At 62.7% G+C, this 16,383-nt stretch carries 14 protein-coding genes; 2 read left to right on the forward strand and 12 right to left on the reverse strand.

Annotated features, from left to right (window positions below; translation table 11 throughout):
• Positions 1-24: 24 nt before the first annotated feature.
• The 8 genes from U1A24_RS00285 to U1A24_RS00320 all read right to left on the reverse strand — a co-directional run bounded on the left by U1A24_RS00285 (position 25) and on the right by U1A24_RS00320 (position 9,624).
• Positions 25-1,329, reverse strand: coding sequence for a pitrilysin family protein (locus U1A24_RS00285; protein WP_322320143.1), 1,305 nt, complete (start codon positions 1,327-1,329; stop codon positions 25-27).
• A 20-nt stretch (positions 1,330-1,349) separates the two neighbouring features.
• On the reverse strand, positions 1,350-2,699 hold the full coding sequence (locus tag U1A24_RS00290) for a pitrilysin family protein (RefSeq protein WP_322319992.1): 1,350 nt from the start codon (positions 2,697-2,699) through the stop codon (positions 1,350-1,352).
• 77 nt (positions 2,700-2,776) lie between these two features.
• On the reverse strand, positions 2,777-3,304 hold the full coding sequence (locus U1A24_RS00295; protein ID WP_322319993.1) for a DUF3035 domain-containing protein: 528 nt from the start codon (positions 3,302-3,304) through the stop codon (positions 2,777-2,779).
• 56 nt (positions 3,305-3,360) lie between these two features.
• Positions 3,361-3,858 (reverse strand): signal peptidase II, encoded by a 498-nt coding sequence (gene lspA / locus U1A24_RS00300; protein WP_322319994.1) that lies wholly within the window; start codon positions 3,856-3,858, stop codon positions 3,361-3,363.
• Position 3,859: 1 nt separating this feature from the next.
• On the reverse strand, positions 3,860-5,446 hold the full coding sequence (gene purH, locus U1A24_RS00305) for a bifunctional phosphoribosylaminoimidazolecarboxamide formyltransferase/IMP cyclohydrolase (protein WP_322319995.1): 1,587 nt from the start codon (positions 5,444-5,446) through the stop codon (positions 3,860-3,862).
• A gap of 15 nt (positions 5,447-5,461) precedes the next feature.
• A complete protein-coding gene (locus tag U1A24_RS00310; protein WP_322319996.1) occupies positions 5,462-7,201 on the reverse strand; it encodes a heparinase II/III family protein in 1,740 nt (579 codons plus the stop codon).
• Positions 7,202-7,425: 224 nt separating this feature from the next.
• A complete protein-coding gene (locus U1A24_RS00315) occupies positions 7,426-8,562 on the reverse strand; it encodes a saccharopine dehydrogenase family protein (protein ID WP_322319997.1) in 1,137 nt (378 codons plus the stop codon).
• 12 nt (positions 8,563-8,574) lie between these two features.
• Entirely contained in the window at positions 8,575-9,624 is a 1,050-nt protein-coding gene (locus U1A24_RS00320; protein WP_322319998.1) for a saccharopine dehydrogenase, read from the reverse strand.
• Positions 9,625-9,795: 171 nt separating this feature from the next.
• Here U1A24_RS00320 and U1A24_RS00325 point away from each other — a divergent pair, with 171 nt between their 5' ends.
• Entirely contained in the window at positions 9,796-12,312 is a 2,517-nt protein-coding gene (locus tag U1A24_RS00325; protein WP_322319999.1) for a hypothetical protein, read from the forward strand.
• Positions 12,306-13,133 (forward strand): glycosyltransferase family 2 protein, encoded by an 828-nt coding sequence (locus U1A24_RS00330; RefSeq protein WP_322320000.1) that lies wholly within the window; start codon positions 12,306-12,308, stop codon positions 13,131-13,133. Before U1A24_RS00325 ends, U1A24_RS00330 begins: the two co-directional genes overlap by 7 nt.
• A gap of 16 nt (positions 13,134-13,149) precedes the next feature.
• Here U1A24_RS00330 and U1A24_RS00335 read toward each other — a convergent pair whose 3' ends face one another.
• The 4 genes from U1A24_RS00335 to U1A24_RS00350 all read right to left on the reverse strand — a co-directional run bounded on the left by U1A24_RS00335 (position 13,150) and on the right by U1A24_RS00350 (position 16,382).
• Positions 13,150-13,938: an exodeoxyribonuclease III gene (locus tag U1A24_RS00335; RefSeq protein ID WP_322320001.1), complete on the reverse strand. Its 789-nt coding sequence runs from the start codon at positions 13,936-13,938 to the stop codon at positions 13,150-13,152.
• Positions 13,939-14,188: 250 nt separating this feature from the next.
• Positions 14,189-14,365: a hemin uptake protein HemP gene (gene hemP, locus U1A24_RS00340; protein WP_322320002.1), complete on the reverse strand. Its 177-nt coding sequence runs from the start codon at positions 14,363-14,365 to the stop codon at positions 14,189-14,191.
• A gap of 166 nt (positions 14,366-14,531) precedes the next feature.
• Complete coding sequence (locus U1A24_RS00345; RefSeq protein WP_322320003.1) at positions 14,532-15,308, reverse strand: heme ABC transporter ATP-binding protein; 777 nt, start codon at positions 15,306-15,308, stop codon at positions 14,532-14,534.
• Positions 15,309-15,311: 3 nt separating this feature from the next.
• Complete coding sequence (locus U1A24_RS00350; RefSeq protein WP_416173436.1) at positions 15,312-16,382, reverse strand: FecCD family ABC transporter permease; 1,071 nt, start codon at positions 16,380-16,382, stop codon at positions 15,312-15,314.
• Position 16,383 lies beyond the last annotated feature (1 nt).

The raw sequence follows: 16,383 nt of genomic DNA on the forward strand, positions 1-16,383 counted from the left end.
GTGGCGCAAAGCTCCACAGATTCGCTATTCGTTCGCAACGCCTGTGGGTTGGCCCACCACGATGAAATGCAGATCATCGGGTTGGATCAGGCGGGCGGCGACGCGCTTGATATCTTCCAGCGTGACGGCTTCGACGCGGGCATTGCGGGTTTTCGGATAATCGGGCGGCAGGCCCAGATCCTGCATGCCCACCAAAATCGAGGCGATGGTGTCATTGCCGTCAAACCGCAGCGGATAGGCCCCGGTCATGTAGGTTTTGGCGTTGGCGAGTTCGTCTTCCGTCACGCCATCCTTAGCCACTTTCGCCCATTCGTCGCGGATCACCTTGATCGCCTCGGCCACCTTGTCATTGCTGGCCTGAAATTGGCCCATCAACACCTCGGCATGATCATAGGCTGCGAGGCTTGTGCCGATGCTATAGGTCAGGCCGCGCTTTTCGCGCACTTCTGTCATCAGACGGGCAGAAAACCGACCGCCGCCGAGGATTTCGTTCAGCAGGCTGGCGGCGAAATAATCGGGGTCAGAGAATTTCAATCCCCCTTGGCCGAAGATCACCATCGACTGCGGGCCGGGGAATTCCTGCACGGTGATGCCGCCTTTGGTCTGCAAAGTGGCATCTGGCGGCTGCGGTGCGCCTTGGGCGGGCAGATCGCCAAGCAGGGTGTCGAGAAGTTCACCCAACTCTGTCGCGGTAATGTCGCCAGCTGCGGCCACCGTGACGCGATCCCGCGCGATGGCCTCGTGGAACGCCAGTTCGATGTCATCGCGACTGAGGGCGGTGACGCTTTTGATCGTGCCCGAGCCATCCGATCCGTAAGGATGGTCGCCAAAGCTGCGGGCGCGTTGCAGGTTTGCGGCAATGGCACCGGGATCTTTGGCGTCAGAGCGCAGACCCGACAGAACCTGTTCGCGGACACGGTCGACGGCAACCTGATCAAAGCGCGGCTTGGTCAGCGCCGAGCGCAGCAGGGCCACGGCCTGAGCCCGATTCTCGGTCAGGAAATGGCTTGAAACCGAAATGCCATCCTGATCGCTGCGGAACTGGAAGCTGGCGGCAAGGCCATCACGGGCGGCGGCAAAGCCTTGGCTGTCCAACGCGCCTGCGCCTTCCTCGATCAGCGCCGTCATCAGATTGACCGCGCCACGGGTCTCGGGCGCATCCAATGAGGTGCCGCCCTTGAAGCGGATTTCCAGCGCCGTGAAGGGGATGCCGTGATCTTCGACCAGCCACGCCTTGATGCCACCCGGCGAGGTGACGGGCTGAATGTTGATTTCAGCATGAAGCGGCGAGGCCAAGGCCAACAACACGGCGGCGGCGCGCCAGATCATGCGGGGATTGATAGCACGGATCATTCTGCGGCCTCCTTGGTGGTCAACCAACCCGTCACGGCCTGATCGCGGTTGAAGACAAGCTTGGCGGCTGCCATCACCTCTTCGGGGGTGACTGCTTGCAGCACATCGGGCCACTCCTGCACGTCTTTGACGGAAAGCCCGACGGCCAGCGCCTCACCATACATCCGCGCCAAACCGCCTGCATTGTCGCGGGCATAGATCTGTCCGGCGCGGATCTGGGTTTTGATCCGGGCGAAATCTTCGGGGTTCACGCCGTCTTTCAGAAATTGGGCAATCGCCTTGTCCATCGCGGCCTCGGCATCGGCCAAGGACACGCCTTCGGCGGGAACGACGATCAAGCCAAAGCTCTGCGGATCAACCGCAGTGCCATCGTAAAACGCCGACGAATAGACCGCCATTTGGCTGTCAAACTGCAAGGCTTTGGTCAGCACCGAGGTGGTGCCAGAGCCGCCCAGAAGATCGGCCAGCACGGCCAAAGCGGCGGCTTGTTTCTGATCACCGGTGTTGCGCTCAGGCGCGAGATAGCTGCGGGCGACATAGGGTTGGGCCACACGCTCATCCGCCAGCACCAGGCGGCGTTCGGCCAGTTGCGGCGGTTCTTGCGGGCGTTCGCGTGGCTTGATTTTATCCGAGGGCGGCAGCGGGCCATAATGTTTCTGCGCCAGTGCAAGCACGTCTTGCGGCTTTACATCGCCTGCCACGATCAGAATGGCGTTGTTCGGCGCGTAATAGGCGCGGTAAAAATTGATCGCGTCTTCGCGGGTCAGCCCTGCGATTTCGGCGCGCCAACCGATCACCGGCGTGCCGTAAGGGTGGTTGAGAAATTGTGCCGCCGACATCTGCTCTTGCAGCAGGCTGCCGGGATCGGAATCGGTGCGTTGGCCGCGCTCTTCAAGAACCACCTGACGCTCGGTGTCCACGTCTTCTTCTGACATGTTCAGATTGACCATCCTGTCGGATTCCATCTGCATCATCAGATCAAGCCGATCTGCGGCAACGCGCTGGAAATAGGCGGTATAATCCTGCGATGTGAAGGCGTTGTCATCGCCGCCCTGGTTTTCGACCGTCGCTGAAAATTCGCCTGACGGCACCTTGGCGGTGCCCTTGAACATCAGATGCTCAAAGAAATGCGCGATGCCGGAATGGCCTGCCACCTCATCCGCGCGACCGATCTTGTACCAGACCATTTGGGTGACCACAGGGGCGCGGTGATCTTCGATCACCACCACTTGCAACCCGTTATCCAGAGTGAAGCTGCTGACGGTATCGGCACTTGCAGGTAAAGCCAGAACAGGCACTGACAGGGCGAGAAGGCCGAACAAAGTGCGGCCAAGCGTGCGAAACATCGCGGTCCTCCGTGAATTACAGGGCGCACGCTATCCGCAATGGCCCGCCACGGAAACCCGGGGCAACGGGCTTGTGATCACTTCTCGCCAGGTTTGGCCGGCGGGGCCGAAGGTGTGCGTGCTCCAGCCCTGCGCCAGCGCAGCAATTCAGCCTGCTGATCCAGCGACATGCGCGCGTAGGCCTTGTAATAGACATTCTGGTTGAACAGACGCTCTAGCGGGCGGCCCCTGTTCTTGCTGCGGAATTCCAGATCTTCGGCGGCCAAAGTTGCGCGGATACCGGGCGCTACGCCATTGCGGGTGGCATAGTTATAAAGCCCTGCGTCGCTTACCCCGCTGCTTGCCGGGGGATTGCCGCCCAAAGCGGTGATCGCGTCGGCGAAGGGTTGCGGATCCGTCAAATTGGCCCCGCCGGGTGTCGGCGCGGGCAGATCGGCCAGCGAGGGCGGCATTTCCAAGGCTTTCGGCGGCAGGATTGCAAATTCATCCGGCCCATTGCTGTCCGAGCGCAGATTCATCAGCTCTGGCGCTTTGCCGCCGCCACAGGCCGACAGCGCCAACAACGCTGCGCCCGCGATTGCGAGAACCACCCGTGCTGATCGCATATTCAAGCCTCCACCAAGCCTTTACAAAGTCGTCTTAGCCTATGATCCCGCCCGCGTCACGGGGTCTTTCGACGCTTCGGCGGCGGAGACTTGCCTGATTTGCCGCCAAACAGCACCAAACCGATCGCTCCGGCAAAAATTGCGATGTCTGCGATGTTGAAAGAATAGGGATTCTCGAAGCCGCAGCACGACATGGTCAGGAAATCCGCGACATAGCCATAAGCGATGCGATCCACCACATTGCCCAAAGCGCCGCCGATCAAAAGACCGCCCGCGATCATCGACCATTTGCCCGGACGTTCGCGCTTCAGCCAGATCAGCACCCATGCCGAAATGGCGACGGCCACGGCAATCAGCACCCACCGCATCAGCTCGCCGTTGTTGGCAAACAGCCCGAAGTTGACGCCGCGGTTTTCTGCCCAGCGAAAGTTGATAAACGGGTCAACCACGTCGATTTCTCCGCGCTCGGGCAGAGAAAGCAAGCGAATGACACCCAGTTTGCTCAACTGATCCAGCAGAAAGACGATGACAGCGGTGATGGAAAGCGCGCGCATCCTAGTGCCGGAAATGCCGTTGATCGGTGAACACCATCGCAAGGCCCGCCGCATCAGCCGCCGCAATCACCTCGTCATCGCGCATCGAGCCACCGGGTTGGATGATCGCCGTCGCCCCGGCTTCTGCCGCAGCCAGCAGACCATCGGCGAAGGGGAAGAACGCATCCGAGGCCACCACCGAGCCAATCGTCGGGCTTTGCGGCAGCTGCAGAACATCGGCCATATCGCCCGCCTTGCGCGCGGCGATGCGTGTCGAATCGATCCGGCTCATCTGCCCTGCCCCCACACCTACCGTCGCGCCATCTTTCACATAGACGATGGCGTTCGATTTCACATGCTTGGCAACTTTCCACGCAAACATCAGATCGGCAAGCTCGGCATCCGTCGGTGCGCGCTTTGTCACCACTTTCAGATCAGCTGCGGTGATCGAGTCGGTGTCTCGGTCCTGCACAAGGAAACCGCCCGCGACTTGCTTGAAGGAGAGCGATTTTTCGGCAGGGTCGGGCAGGCCCTTGGTGGTCAGCAGGCGCAGGTTTTTCTTGGCCGCGAAGATCGCTTTCGCCTCATCGCTGGCCCCCGGCGCAATCACCACTTCGGTGAAGATCTTGACGATCTCTTCCGCAGTTTCGGCATCCAGCGGCTGGTTCAGCGCAACGATACCGCCGAAAGCCGAGGTCTGGTCGCAGGCATAGGCGCGCAAGTAGGCCTCTTTCAGCGTCGCGGCCTTGCCGACCCCACAGGGGTTGGCATGCTTGATGATCGCACAGGCCGGGCCCGCACCGGCAAATTCCGCCACCAGTTCAAACGCCGCATCGGTGTCATTGATGTTGTTGTAGGACAGTTCCTTGCCCTGCCACTGCTTTGCGGTGGCCACGCCTTCGCGCTTTGAGCCATCGGTATAGAACGCCGCCGCCTGATGCGGGTTCTCGCCATAGCGCAGACCCTGCGCCAGCACACCGCCGAAGGATTTCGACCGGGTGAAGGGCTGGTTCAACTGCCCCGACAGCCAGCCCGAAACGGCGGTATCATAGGCGGCCGTGCGGGAATAAGCAGCAAGCGCCAGCTTTTGGCGGAAAGCCAGAGTGGTCGCGCCATCATGCGCCTTCATCTGGTCGATCAATCCGGCATAATCGGCAGGATCGGTGACAACCGTCACAAAGCGGTGGTTCTTCGACGCCGCCCGAATCATCGCAGGGCCGCCGATGTCGATGTTCTCAATGCAGGTGTCATAGTCGGCGCCTTTGGCGACGGTTTCCTCAAACGGGTAGAGATTGACGATCAACAGATCAATCGGCTCGATCCCGTGCGCGGCCATTGCCAGCAGATGCTCGTCATCATCCCTCAGCGCCAATAGAGCACCATGCACATTCGGGTGCAGAGTCTTGACGCGACCATCCATCATCTCAGGAAATCCGGTCACATCAGACACATCGCGCACCTTAAGCCCTGCGGTGCGCAGCATGCCAGAGGTGCCGCCGGTGGAAATCAGCTCCACCCCCTGCGCGGCCAAGGCCCTCGCCAAGTCCAGCAGGCCGGATTTATCGGAGACAGAAATCAGCGCGCGGCCGATGGGAACAAGATTGGTCATGTCAGCCCCTTAAGATCAGATCGGAACCGGCATCTCGTCGCGGTCCAGATCACGGATGGCCAGCGGAGTATCCTGTGCTTTCGCCAAGGTCCAGCCGATCTGCGTCTCAAGATCGACGGCGCGGGCCGAAAGGACAATCTGCCGCGTCGGGCGCGGTTTCAGCCTGCCTTTTTCCAGAAAAACCGAAGCTTCAAGGGACAGCGTTGCTGCGCCATCATGCTGAAACACCCAGATTTCGCCGCTTTTCAAGGCAAGGGAAACCGCGGCCCCGCCCATATCCAGTGCCGCATCGACATCGGGGTGCAGATGGAATCGCACGGTAAAGCCCACACCCTGCAACTGCGCCTCGTTCATCAGCCGCTCAAACCGGGCGCGCTCGGCCTGGCTGCGCGACATCAGCGTATCAAGACCCGAGAGCTTGCGGCCATTCTTGGTCAACAGCAATTCCCGCGCATGGCTCAGGCCATGCGTCGCAGACCAACCCGAATGCGCCATATACAGATGCAGGCCGTCGGGCTGTTGGCCCTGCCGCAGCGAGGTCACCTGCGCACGGTCCACCAAAGCATCCTGCCCGAACGCCAGCCTTGGCCCCGATTTCAAGCGGCTGGAGGAAAACCCATCCACCGCCAGCGTGGCATGCGAGGCCGTCGCCCGCCCCACCTGCCGCCACTCTGCCCCAAACGGCGCGCCCGAGCCGCAGTTGACGATCACCGGACGCCGCCCCGAGGTCAGCTCGAATGCAGCGGTCGAGGCATGCGCCCAACCGCCAGCAGCACCACCGGGCGGACGGGCGGCATCAATGATCACCGTGGTGCGCGCTTCGGCCAGTCGGGCAAACCCCATCGCAAGACCAAGCCCGACGTTCGAGGCGGGCTTCACCCCGGTTGCGGCAAGCGCAAGATCCAAGCGCCCCTCCATCCCGCGCCCACCGCCGTGAAACCGCGCAAGGCCGCCATCCGCATGGCGCAGCGCGCGCAGGGTCGGGGCGATGCGCTCCAATGCGGCGACAAGAGTGGCGGGCGGGGTATGGCCTGCTTCGGACAGGGCCTGCTCGGCCCATGTCAGCAGGGTGAACACCTCCAGCAATTCCTCCGGGTTGCGGGTGGGGATGCCGCCCATCGCGTCAATCTCGCGCCCGCATTCCACCGCCAGCGCCGCCACCGCAGGCTCTATCCGCGCCTGCATCCCGGTCAGCGCAAGGCCTGCATAGATCAGGCCGGTCAGCGCCTCAAACCGCGGCAGGCCGGGGGCAGCATGCGCCCAGCGCCGCGACAGAAACACCACCTGCGCCGACAAGCTGCGGTAATAGGCATCCGATTGCGCGCGGTCGCGGCCTTGCAACAGCAACAGCGCGTGGTTGATCCAGCGGATCAGCCTGCGCCCGGTCAGATCGGGGGACCAGCCCGGCCCCTGCCCGGCGCCAAAGCGCGCGATCCAACCCCAGGTCCAGTCCTGCGCGCGGGTGCGGGCGGCGTAATCGCCCAAGGCCGCTAGATCATCCAGCCAAAGAAACCCCTGAGTTTCGGCGGCGGCACCGGGATCATCGAATGCCACATCCCAGATCGCCACCGCCGGGGCTTCCACCAGCTGGCCCGCAAACTGGAAATTCCCCGCCACCAGCTGCCGCCCACGCGCATAAAGCCCCACCGAGCGCGGCTCGGGCTGCGAGACAAAGCCAGTCGCGGCCCGCGCCCGCCGCGCGCGCCACATCGCCAGCCGATTGCCAAGGCTTGCCCTGCCGGGGGTGCGTGTCATCGTGTTCCTGTAACTGCCAGCCCGCTTTTCTGCGGATCGTTGCCCGGCAGCATAGCGCCAAGGCCCCGCCCTGTCACCCGCCGCCAGCGATTGCTCTTTGGCAAATACTCAAATCCGCCAAACGCCGCCAATGCAAAGGCCGGGCATCACACCCGGCCTTGCAGCACGCGCCAAAGCCGCCGCGTGCCCCCTCGATGGGGGCCAAGGCGGCACCGCCGATCAGGTCAGTGCTGCACCCGCTCCATATACTGCGCCAAGCCGCGCACCTGACCCAGCCAGCTGTCCAGCAGTTTCGGATCATGCGGCGCACCATGCACGCCTACCGCGATCTCGCGCTTCAGCACCGATTCCACCGCGAAAGACACCGGAGTCGACACCAGACGCGCCATCGCAGAGCCCCGCGCATCGCCCCAAGCATCCATCGCCCAGGTCTCATGGAACACCGGGCGGCCATCGCGCTCGGCTTTCAAGGACACGAACAGGATGACCCGATCCGGCTCTCCGGGCGCATAGGAATTCTCGGTGACAAACTGCGCCGCCATCTCGGCCAGCCGCGCATCGCCCGACGGGCCTTCCAGCGTTTCGATCTCGCGGAACACCGGGGTCCAGGCGTCTTGCCAGCCGTTCAGCCGAATGGTGCCGCGCACGAAGTCTTTCACCTTCCAGTCGGGGTCAAAGCGGTAATCCTCCATGAACGGATAGCTGTCGCGGTTGGGGTAAACCTCAAAGCTTTCCGGCTGCGGCAGCGGCGCGTCATAGCGGGTGATCGCATCCCACGGGCGGTTGACCCGCAGTTCCGAGAAATTCCGCAAGCTGCGCGACGGCGAGCGCAGGGCTTTCAGCACACCCAAGGGCGCCCAGCTGAACTTATAGCGGAACGGGTTCGGGATCTTTGGCACCCCGCCGCAATAGCTGGTGAAAGACAGCACGTTATCACCATGATAGGCCTTCGACGCACGGTAGCGCGCCACCAGATCATGCGCCATCAGATGGTCGATGCCGGGGTCCAGACCCACCTCGTTGACACAAACCAGACCCTTGGTGCGGAAGTCTTCGTCCAAAGCCTTCATCTCGGGGGCGATATACGACGACGACACGAAATGCGCGGCCTTATCCAGACAGGTCTTGGCAATCGCCACATGCTGATCGGCGGGCAGCATCGAGATCGCGATGTCACCGGGTTGCAAGGCCTCGGCCAAAGCCTCCAGCGTATAGGCCCGAATGTCAGTGGTCAGATCGCCCACCGCTTCCTGTGCCTTTTCCACCGTGCGGTTCCACACCACAACCTTGTGGCCGTTCTCAATCAGCCGCCGCAGACCCGGAGCCGAGGACAAGCCCGTGCCGCACCAATGAATCGTCATAGTCATTCTCCCTTACAGGCCAGCGCTGTGGCGGGCATATTCCGCCGCCGCACGGCCCCAAACCCCAGAATTCAGATCGCCCAATGTCGCCAATGAGGCCAACAACTGCGCCGCATAATCTTCGCTGCTTTCCACCGGCAACAGTGACGGCAGGTTGTCAATCGCGGTGACATCCAGCACCGGGTTTTCCGCTACCCGCAACGCCGGTGCGTCCCATTCGGTCACCCGGTCATAGACCTTGATCGGTGAGAAATCAGAGGTCGGATCGCAGGCAATATCGCCAATCACCGTCAGTTTGCGTGCATCGGTCTTCGCGGAAGCGGGCACGAACACCGGGCAGCCGGGGCGGGCGAGGATGCAGTTCAGGAAAATCTCATGCTGCAACACTTCCGGGAACGGCCCACCGCTGGCCGTTTCGGCCTGATCCCATTGCGTCACCGCCACCCCCAACGCCGCACACAGATCAGACGCCCCGGTGCCAACCCGGCCCAGCGCGCCGATCACGATGGCGCGCGGGCGGTTGAAACCCGCCAGTTCCGCCTCAAGATCCGCCAGCAGCGCCGCCTTGCCGGGATATTTCGCGACCGGACCTGCAATGCCACCGCGTTGCTGCGCGGCCCAGCATCTCAGCGACACCGCAGCGCCCGCATAGCCTGCCCAGTAGCCAAAGGCCGCCACCCGGCGACCGTCTTCATTCACCAGATATTCCAGATCATACAGCGTGCCGCCGCCCGCCTTGAAGCGTTTCAACAGCACCTGCCCCGCTGGCTGGCCCTTATAGGCATGGCCAAACATGATGTGACGGTGGCTTAGGGGTGTGCCATCCTCGGGCAATTCCTTAAGCCCGAAGATGATCGCATCGGCAGGGGCCTGCGGCCACAGGTTTTCGGCAGCAATCTCGCATCCCGCCGCCTTGTAGCCGTCAATGCCAATCGCGCGGACAGAGCTTTCTTCCACCGTCACCCGGATGCCAGCCTTGATCAACGCCGCGGCACCTTCCGGCGTCAGGCCAACGCGTTCCTCATTCGGGCGTTGTTCTGCCCGGACCCAAAGATGCGTCATGCCAATCCCCTGCGCTGCCATCTGTTGCCGGGCTGAATACCAGATCAGGGGGCAAGAAACAGGGGGGCGCGTGACCTGCGGCGAAATTTGCCCAAAGCCAGCCGCGCTGGCCAGTGGCGAGGCGGCTCTATTCCGGCTATCTTCAAGCCAACCCGTTGGAAGAGGCGCGTAATGTCCCTGTTATCCCTGCTGACCGATGTGCTGTTCATCGGTCATTCTCTGGTCGGCCCGACGCTGCCGACCGTGCTGGATGCGACCCTGCGCGAGATGGGTCAGCCCTCGGTGGTGCAGGCGCAGATCATCAACGGATCGTCGCTGGCCTATAACTGGGACAACTCGGTGAATGCCGAAGGTGTCGATGCCAAGGCGCGGTTGAAAGCGCAGCCCGCAGACGTGCTGATCATGACCGAGGCGCAGCCACTCAAGGGCCAGATCCAGTATAACGACACCTCGGGCTATGTGGCAAAGTTCGCAGGGCTGGCGCTGGAGGCCAATCCGCATACCCGGCTCTATGTCTATGAAACATGGCCCAGCCTGAACTCCGGTCCCGGCAATATCACCAAGGACGACCCGGATGCGGGCATCCCGTGGCGCGAGCGCCTCGCGCTGGATTTGCCCCTGTGGGAGGGCGTGGTGGCCGATGCCTCGGCCAAGGCAGGGCATGAAATCAAACTTCTGCCGGTGGGTCAGGCGATGGGGCATCTGGCCGATGAGATCAAGGCAGGCCGGGTGCCGGGGATTTCGGACATCAAAGAGATGTTCAGCGATGACATTCACCTAAGTGGCAAAGGTTTGTATTTTGTCGCCATGGTGCAGGCGGCGGCGATCATGGGCAAAAGCCCGGAAGGCGTGCCGGCGAAAGTCACCCGCGCCTGGACCTCACGCGATGCGGTGATCACGCAGGATCAGGCGGCAGCGTTTCAGCGCATCGCGTGGCAGGCGTTGGACGCTTACATTCCGGGCGAGATCGCGGCGCGGATTGCACCTGCTGTGATGCCTGCGCCTGCGCCGGAAGCGGAAGCGGCGTCGGTGGCAAGCCCGCAAGATCCTCCTTTCCCCGCCTTCAAACCCATCACCAATACGCATCTGGCTTTGGGATTGGCGGGGGTGAATGACTGGACGGTGCAGCAGCCGTTTTTGAATGTGATGAAAACCGCGCGGCCTTGGATTGGCCATTTGCCCGATCAGTTCGGCGGCTGGACCGAAGCCGATCTGGCGAAAGCCGGGGCTTTGGGGCAGAACGGTTGGCCTGTGAGAATTCCGCCGGAACTGACGAAAATCTCGGCGCTGATCCTAACCGATCTGCCCGCCGATGCGGCAGGCGTCGCGGGGCGCTATCTGCTGACCTATCAGGGCAACGGCACGCTGAAAGTTGAAGGCCGCGTGAAGGTGGTGGAAGAAGCACCCGGTCGCGTGGTGTTCGACTATACACCGGGGGAAGGGCTGGTATCGGTCAGTCTGCTGGCGCTGGATGCCGCCGATCCGATCCGTGACATCGTGGTGGTGCGTGCGGCTCGGGCGCAAATGCTGGCCGATGGCGCGATCTTCAACCCCGATTGGCTGGCGCGGATACGCGGCGCGCGCGGCCTGCGGTTCATGGATTGGATGATGACGAATGATTCCACCTTGGCCGAGGTGAAAGACCGCCCGATGCCCGAGGATTACTCCTATGCCCGCAACGGTGTGCCGATCGAGGTGATGGTGGCACTGGCGAATGAACTGAAGGCCGATCCGTGGTTTACCCTGCCGCATCTGGCGCATGACGATCTGGTGCGGCTCTATGCGCAGATCGCCTATGACCAGTTGAACCCGACGCTGAAGGCGCAGGTTGAATACTCGAATGAGGTCTGGAACTGGCAATTCGCCCAAGCCCGCTGGGCGGAAGAGCAGAGCATTGCGCGCTGGGGGCAGGACAGGACTTGGGTGCAGTTTTATGGGCTGCGGGCGGCGCAGGTGATGGCGATCTGGTCGGAGGTGTTCAAGGATGCCCCTGCGCGCCTGACCCGGATTGTCGCGGTGCAAACCGGCTGGCTGGGGCTGGAAGAGCAGATTCTGGATGCGCCGCTGGTGGTGGCCGAAGGGCTGCCCGCGCCAGCCACAAGCTTCGATGCCTATGCGGTGACAGGATATTTCAGCGCGGAACTCGGCGGGGATCAGAAATATACCACCGTGAAGGGCTGGCTGAAACAATCTGCCGACGCTGCGCGCAAAGACGCCGCAGCGCAGGGGCTGAGTGCGGCAGATGCCGACGCCTATTTCGCCGCGCATCGCTACGATCTGGCCGATAAGCTGGCAGGGCAGGAATTGCGCGACGGTTCGGTGACAGGCAATCCGGCCAACAGTCTGACGCAAATGCTGGCAGAAACCCTGCCCTATCACGCCGCCACCGCCGCCGACCGGGGGCTGACACTGATGATGTATGAAGGTGGCAGCCATGTCGTGGGCTATGGCGGCCTGGTCGACGATGAAGAACTGACGGCGTTTTTCACCCATCTGAACTTTACCCCCGAGATGGGTGCGCTGTATGCCGAGTTGCTCGCGGGCTGGCAGATGATCACCGAGGCCCCATTCAACGCTTTTGTCGATGTCTATCGCCCCGGCAAATGGGGCTCGTGGGGGGCGTTGCGGCACTTGGGCGACAGCAATCCGCGTTGGGACGCGCTGGCAAAGGGCTGCATCACATGCTGAGCCCGCAGCTGAGCGTGATCATTCCGGCCAGCAACGAAGCGGGATATATCGGGGCATGCCTGACCGCGCTGTTTGCGTCGGGGGCCGTTGACGGCGAATGTGTCGTGGTGGCGAATGGCTGCCGTGATGCCACAGCCGAGGTGGCGCGTGGGTTTGGTGCGCAGGCCGCAGCGGCGGGTTGGGCGTTGACCGTGCTGGATTTGGCGCAAGGCGGCAAACCCAATGCGCTGAATGCGGGGGATCGCCGCGCGCGCGCACCGCTGCGGGTCTATCTGGACGCGGATGTGATCGTCTCGCCGCATCTGATGGCCGAACTGATCGCAGCCCTGAGTCCGGACCACGCGCTCTATGCCACCGGAACCGCCCGTATTCCCCGCGCCAAATCTGCGATCACCCGTGCCTATGCCCGGTTCTGGCAGCGCTTGCCTTTCGCCCAAAGTGTCGCCCCCGGCTATGGGTTGTTCGCCACCAATGCCGCAGGCCGCGCGCGGTGGGGAGACTTCCCCGGCATCATCTCGGACGACACGTTCGTGCGGCTGCAATTTGAACCGGATGAGCGGGTGCAGGTGCCCGCGCCTTATGACTGGCCGATGATCGAAGGCTTTGCCGCGCTGACAAAAGTGCGGCGACGTCAGGATGCCGGGGTGGTCGAGATTGACCGACTGTATCCCGGCCTTCTGGCGCGTGAAGCCAAAGCGCGCCTCAGCAAGGCCCGCCTGCTCGGCCTTGCGCTGGGTGATCCTGTGGGCTTTGCGACCTATGCCGCCGTGTCGGTGGCTGTGCGTCTGAAGCGTGGCCAAGGCTGGAGCCGGGGCCGTTAAGGCGGAAATCGTCGCCTTACAGATCAAACGTCGCGAACACCGGGGCATGGTCTGACGGCTGCAACCACCCGCGCACCGGGCGCAAGATCCGGCTGCTGTGGGCGGATTTGGCAATATCGCCCGTGGCCCAGATGTGATCCAGCCGCCGCCCTTTGTCAGCTGCGTCCCAGTCCGGAGAGCGGTAGCTCCACCAGCTGTACAGCTTGCCCGCCGGAATATCGGCGCGGGTCACATCCGTCCAACCGCCGGCTTCCATCACCGCGCCAAAATGCTCGACCTCAATCGGGGTGTGGCTGACGATCTTCAGCAGGGCCTTGTGATCCCAGACATCATCCTCGCGCGGGGCGATATTCAGATCGCCAACCAGAATGGCTTTTGACGGCTTCTCGCCATGAAACCAGTCGCGCATCTCGGTCAGAAAATCCAGCTTTTGGCCAAACTTCAGGTTCAACGCCCGATCCGGGATATCGCCGCCCGCCGGAACGTAGCAATTGTGAATGACCACACCATTTTCCAACCGCGCCGCCACATGCCGGGCATGGCCCAACGTGGCGAAATCGCGGTCGCCCGCATCCGCGATCGGCAGTTTCGAGATGATCGCGACGCCGTTGTAGCCCTTCTGCCCGCGCGCCACCATGTAGTGATAGCCCAAGGCCCGAAACTGCTCGACCGGGATCAGATCCACCGGGCTTTTGCACTCTTGCAGGCACAGCACATCCGGGCCTTCATCTGCCATCAGCTTGGCCACCAGCCCTTCGCGCAGGCGGACAGAATTGATATTCCAGGTGGCGAGGGTGAAGCTCATCGTAATCTCCTGCTACAGCCCAGCGAGCCTAAGCTGCGATGCCACGGTTCTCAAGGGGGCAAAGCCAGGGACCACAGGCACAAAAAAAGTCGCCCAGCCGAGATGGCCGGGCGTGAGGTCCAACAGGGAGGTAATAAGCTTCATATACCATAGAATACCGTGGTTTTCCGCGCCTTGTTACAAATTACCCGAAGCATGGCTTTTTCGCCACAACCCAAGATTGCAGGATGCAACACGGCAAATCACGCCGTTACTTGGTCAGGATCAGCTTGGCGGATTTGGTGATCCGCAGGGTATAAATCTGCCCGTCCAACTCGATCAAAGCTGTTCCGGCCCCGCCGGTCAGCGTCCGGGCATCATAGCGCAGAATGCGATCATTGGGCACGGGCTCGATGGCGGATTGAGACGACAGAAACTGAGGGGTCATGATTTGAGTTTCGTACATGTTGCGCTCCGCAGAAAGTAGGGTTGGCACTGAAAGACCGGCTTCCCAGAGGCGGGTGGCATGGCGATTTCATTTACTTATCAAATTAGTCAGGAATGTAAATCCCGATTCTTTTACTTGCCTTTAACAAATGCACGGAAGCTGCGTTTTACCCCGCCACAGCCTGCGGCAGCAGCCAGGTGCCTTGGCTGGGCAAGGCGTTTGTGCGAATCGCACAGCCGTAAGCGCTTGATAGCAGGGCATCGGTCAGCACGGTCTCGGGTGCCCCAGCAGCCACAAGGCCGCCTTCGGCTAACAGCGCCAGCCGGTCGGCAAACATGGCTGACAGGTTCAGATCATGCATCACCGCCACCACACCGCCGCCCGCATCGGCAAAGCGACGGGCCAAGCGCATCACCTGCAACTGATGGCCAAGATCAAGGCTGGCCACAGGCTCGTCCAGAAACAACCAGCGCGCGCCGCCTGCCGCCACCGGATGCCAGACCTGCACCAGCGCACGGGCGAGTTGCACGCGCTGCCGCTCGCCCCCCGACAGATCCTGATAGTTGCGGGAGGCGTGCGGCGTCAGACCAACCTCGGCCAATGCCCGCTGCGGCAAGTCCCGAACTTCGGCATTCTGGCCCGAGGTCATGCCAAGCCGGATCACTTCCAGCACAGAGAACGGGAACGCCAGCTGAGTTTCCTGCGCCATCACCGCGCGGATCGCCGCCAGTTGCCACGCCTTTGCGCGCGCCACATCAAGGCCGTTCAGCGTGACCTTGCCCTGATAGGCCACCTCGCCCGTCATCGCGCGCAGCAGCGTGGTTTTGCCGGAACCGTTCGGGCCGACAATCGCCGTCAGCGTGCCGGGGCGGGCTGAAAGGCTGATGCCCCGTAGCACCGGGCGGCGGTTCAGGGCCACGCAGAGATCTTCCACCAGAAGCATCGGTTAAATCCCCATCAGGCCCTGACGCCGCATCAAAATCCACAGGAACACCGGCGCGCCCAGCACCGCAGTCACGATGCCAATCGGCAGCTCTGCCGGGGCGACGATGGTACGCGCGACCATATCGGCCCCGACCAGCAGGCTTGCCCCCAGCAGGGCGGCATTCGGCAACAGGTAGCGGTGGTTCGGCCCAGTCGCGATACGCAGCAGATGCGGCACGACGATGCCGATAAAGCCGATGCCGCCTGCCACAGCCACAGCAGCCCCCGTTGCTGCGGCCACGGCCAGAATGATCAGTTGTTTCAGCCGCTCCACCGCGATGCCCAGATGCGCCGCTTGCGCCTCGCCCAATGCCAGCGCGTTCAGACCGCGTGCCAGTAGTGGCGAAAACACCAGCACCGGCAGGATCAGCGGCAAAGCGGTGGCAAGTTTGCCCCACCCCGCGCCTGCCAGTGACCCCATGCTCCAGAACGTCAGATCGCGCAGTTGTTTGTCATCGGCGAGGTAAACCATAATCCCGGTCAGCGCCCCGGCCAAAGCCCCCAGCGCGATCCCCGCCAGCAGCATGGTGGCAACCGAGGTATGGCCGCCGCGCGTGGCCAAACGATACAGCAGCAAGGTCGCACCCCAACCGCCGATAAACGCGGCCACGGGCACCAGTTGGCCACCGAAATGCACAGCGATGCCCGCAGGCAACAGCCCCCCCAGCACGATGGCCAGCACCGCGCCAAGCCCCGCGCCTGCGCCCACCCCGACAATGCCGGGATCGGCGAGCGGGTTGCGAAACAACCCCTGCATTAGCGCCCCCGACACCGCCAAGGCCGCCCCAATCAGCAGGCCCATCGCCAGACGCGGCAGACGGATGTTCCACAGGATCACCTGATCGCGGGTCGAAAGCTCGCCCTTCATCGCCGCGCGGAACAGATCGGCAAGCGTCAATCCTGCCGCTCCGGTGCCCAAGGACAGCACCGACACCACCAGCAGCAGCACGATCAGCCCGCGCAGCATCAGCACGGCGTGCGCCTCGCGTTCACCGCTGGCAATCCGGCTGCGTCCCAAGGCGAGCGACAGCATC

Origin of the sequence: Cypionkella sp., from assembly GCF_034376685.1 — a bacterium.
Classification (GTDB): domain Bacteria; phylum Pseudomonadota; class Alphaproteobacteria; order Rhodobacterales; family Rhodobacteraceae; genus Cypionkella.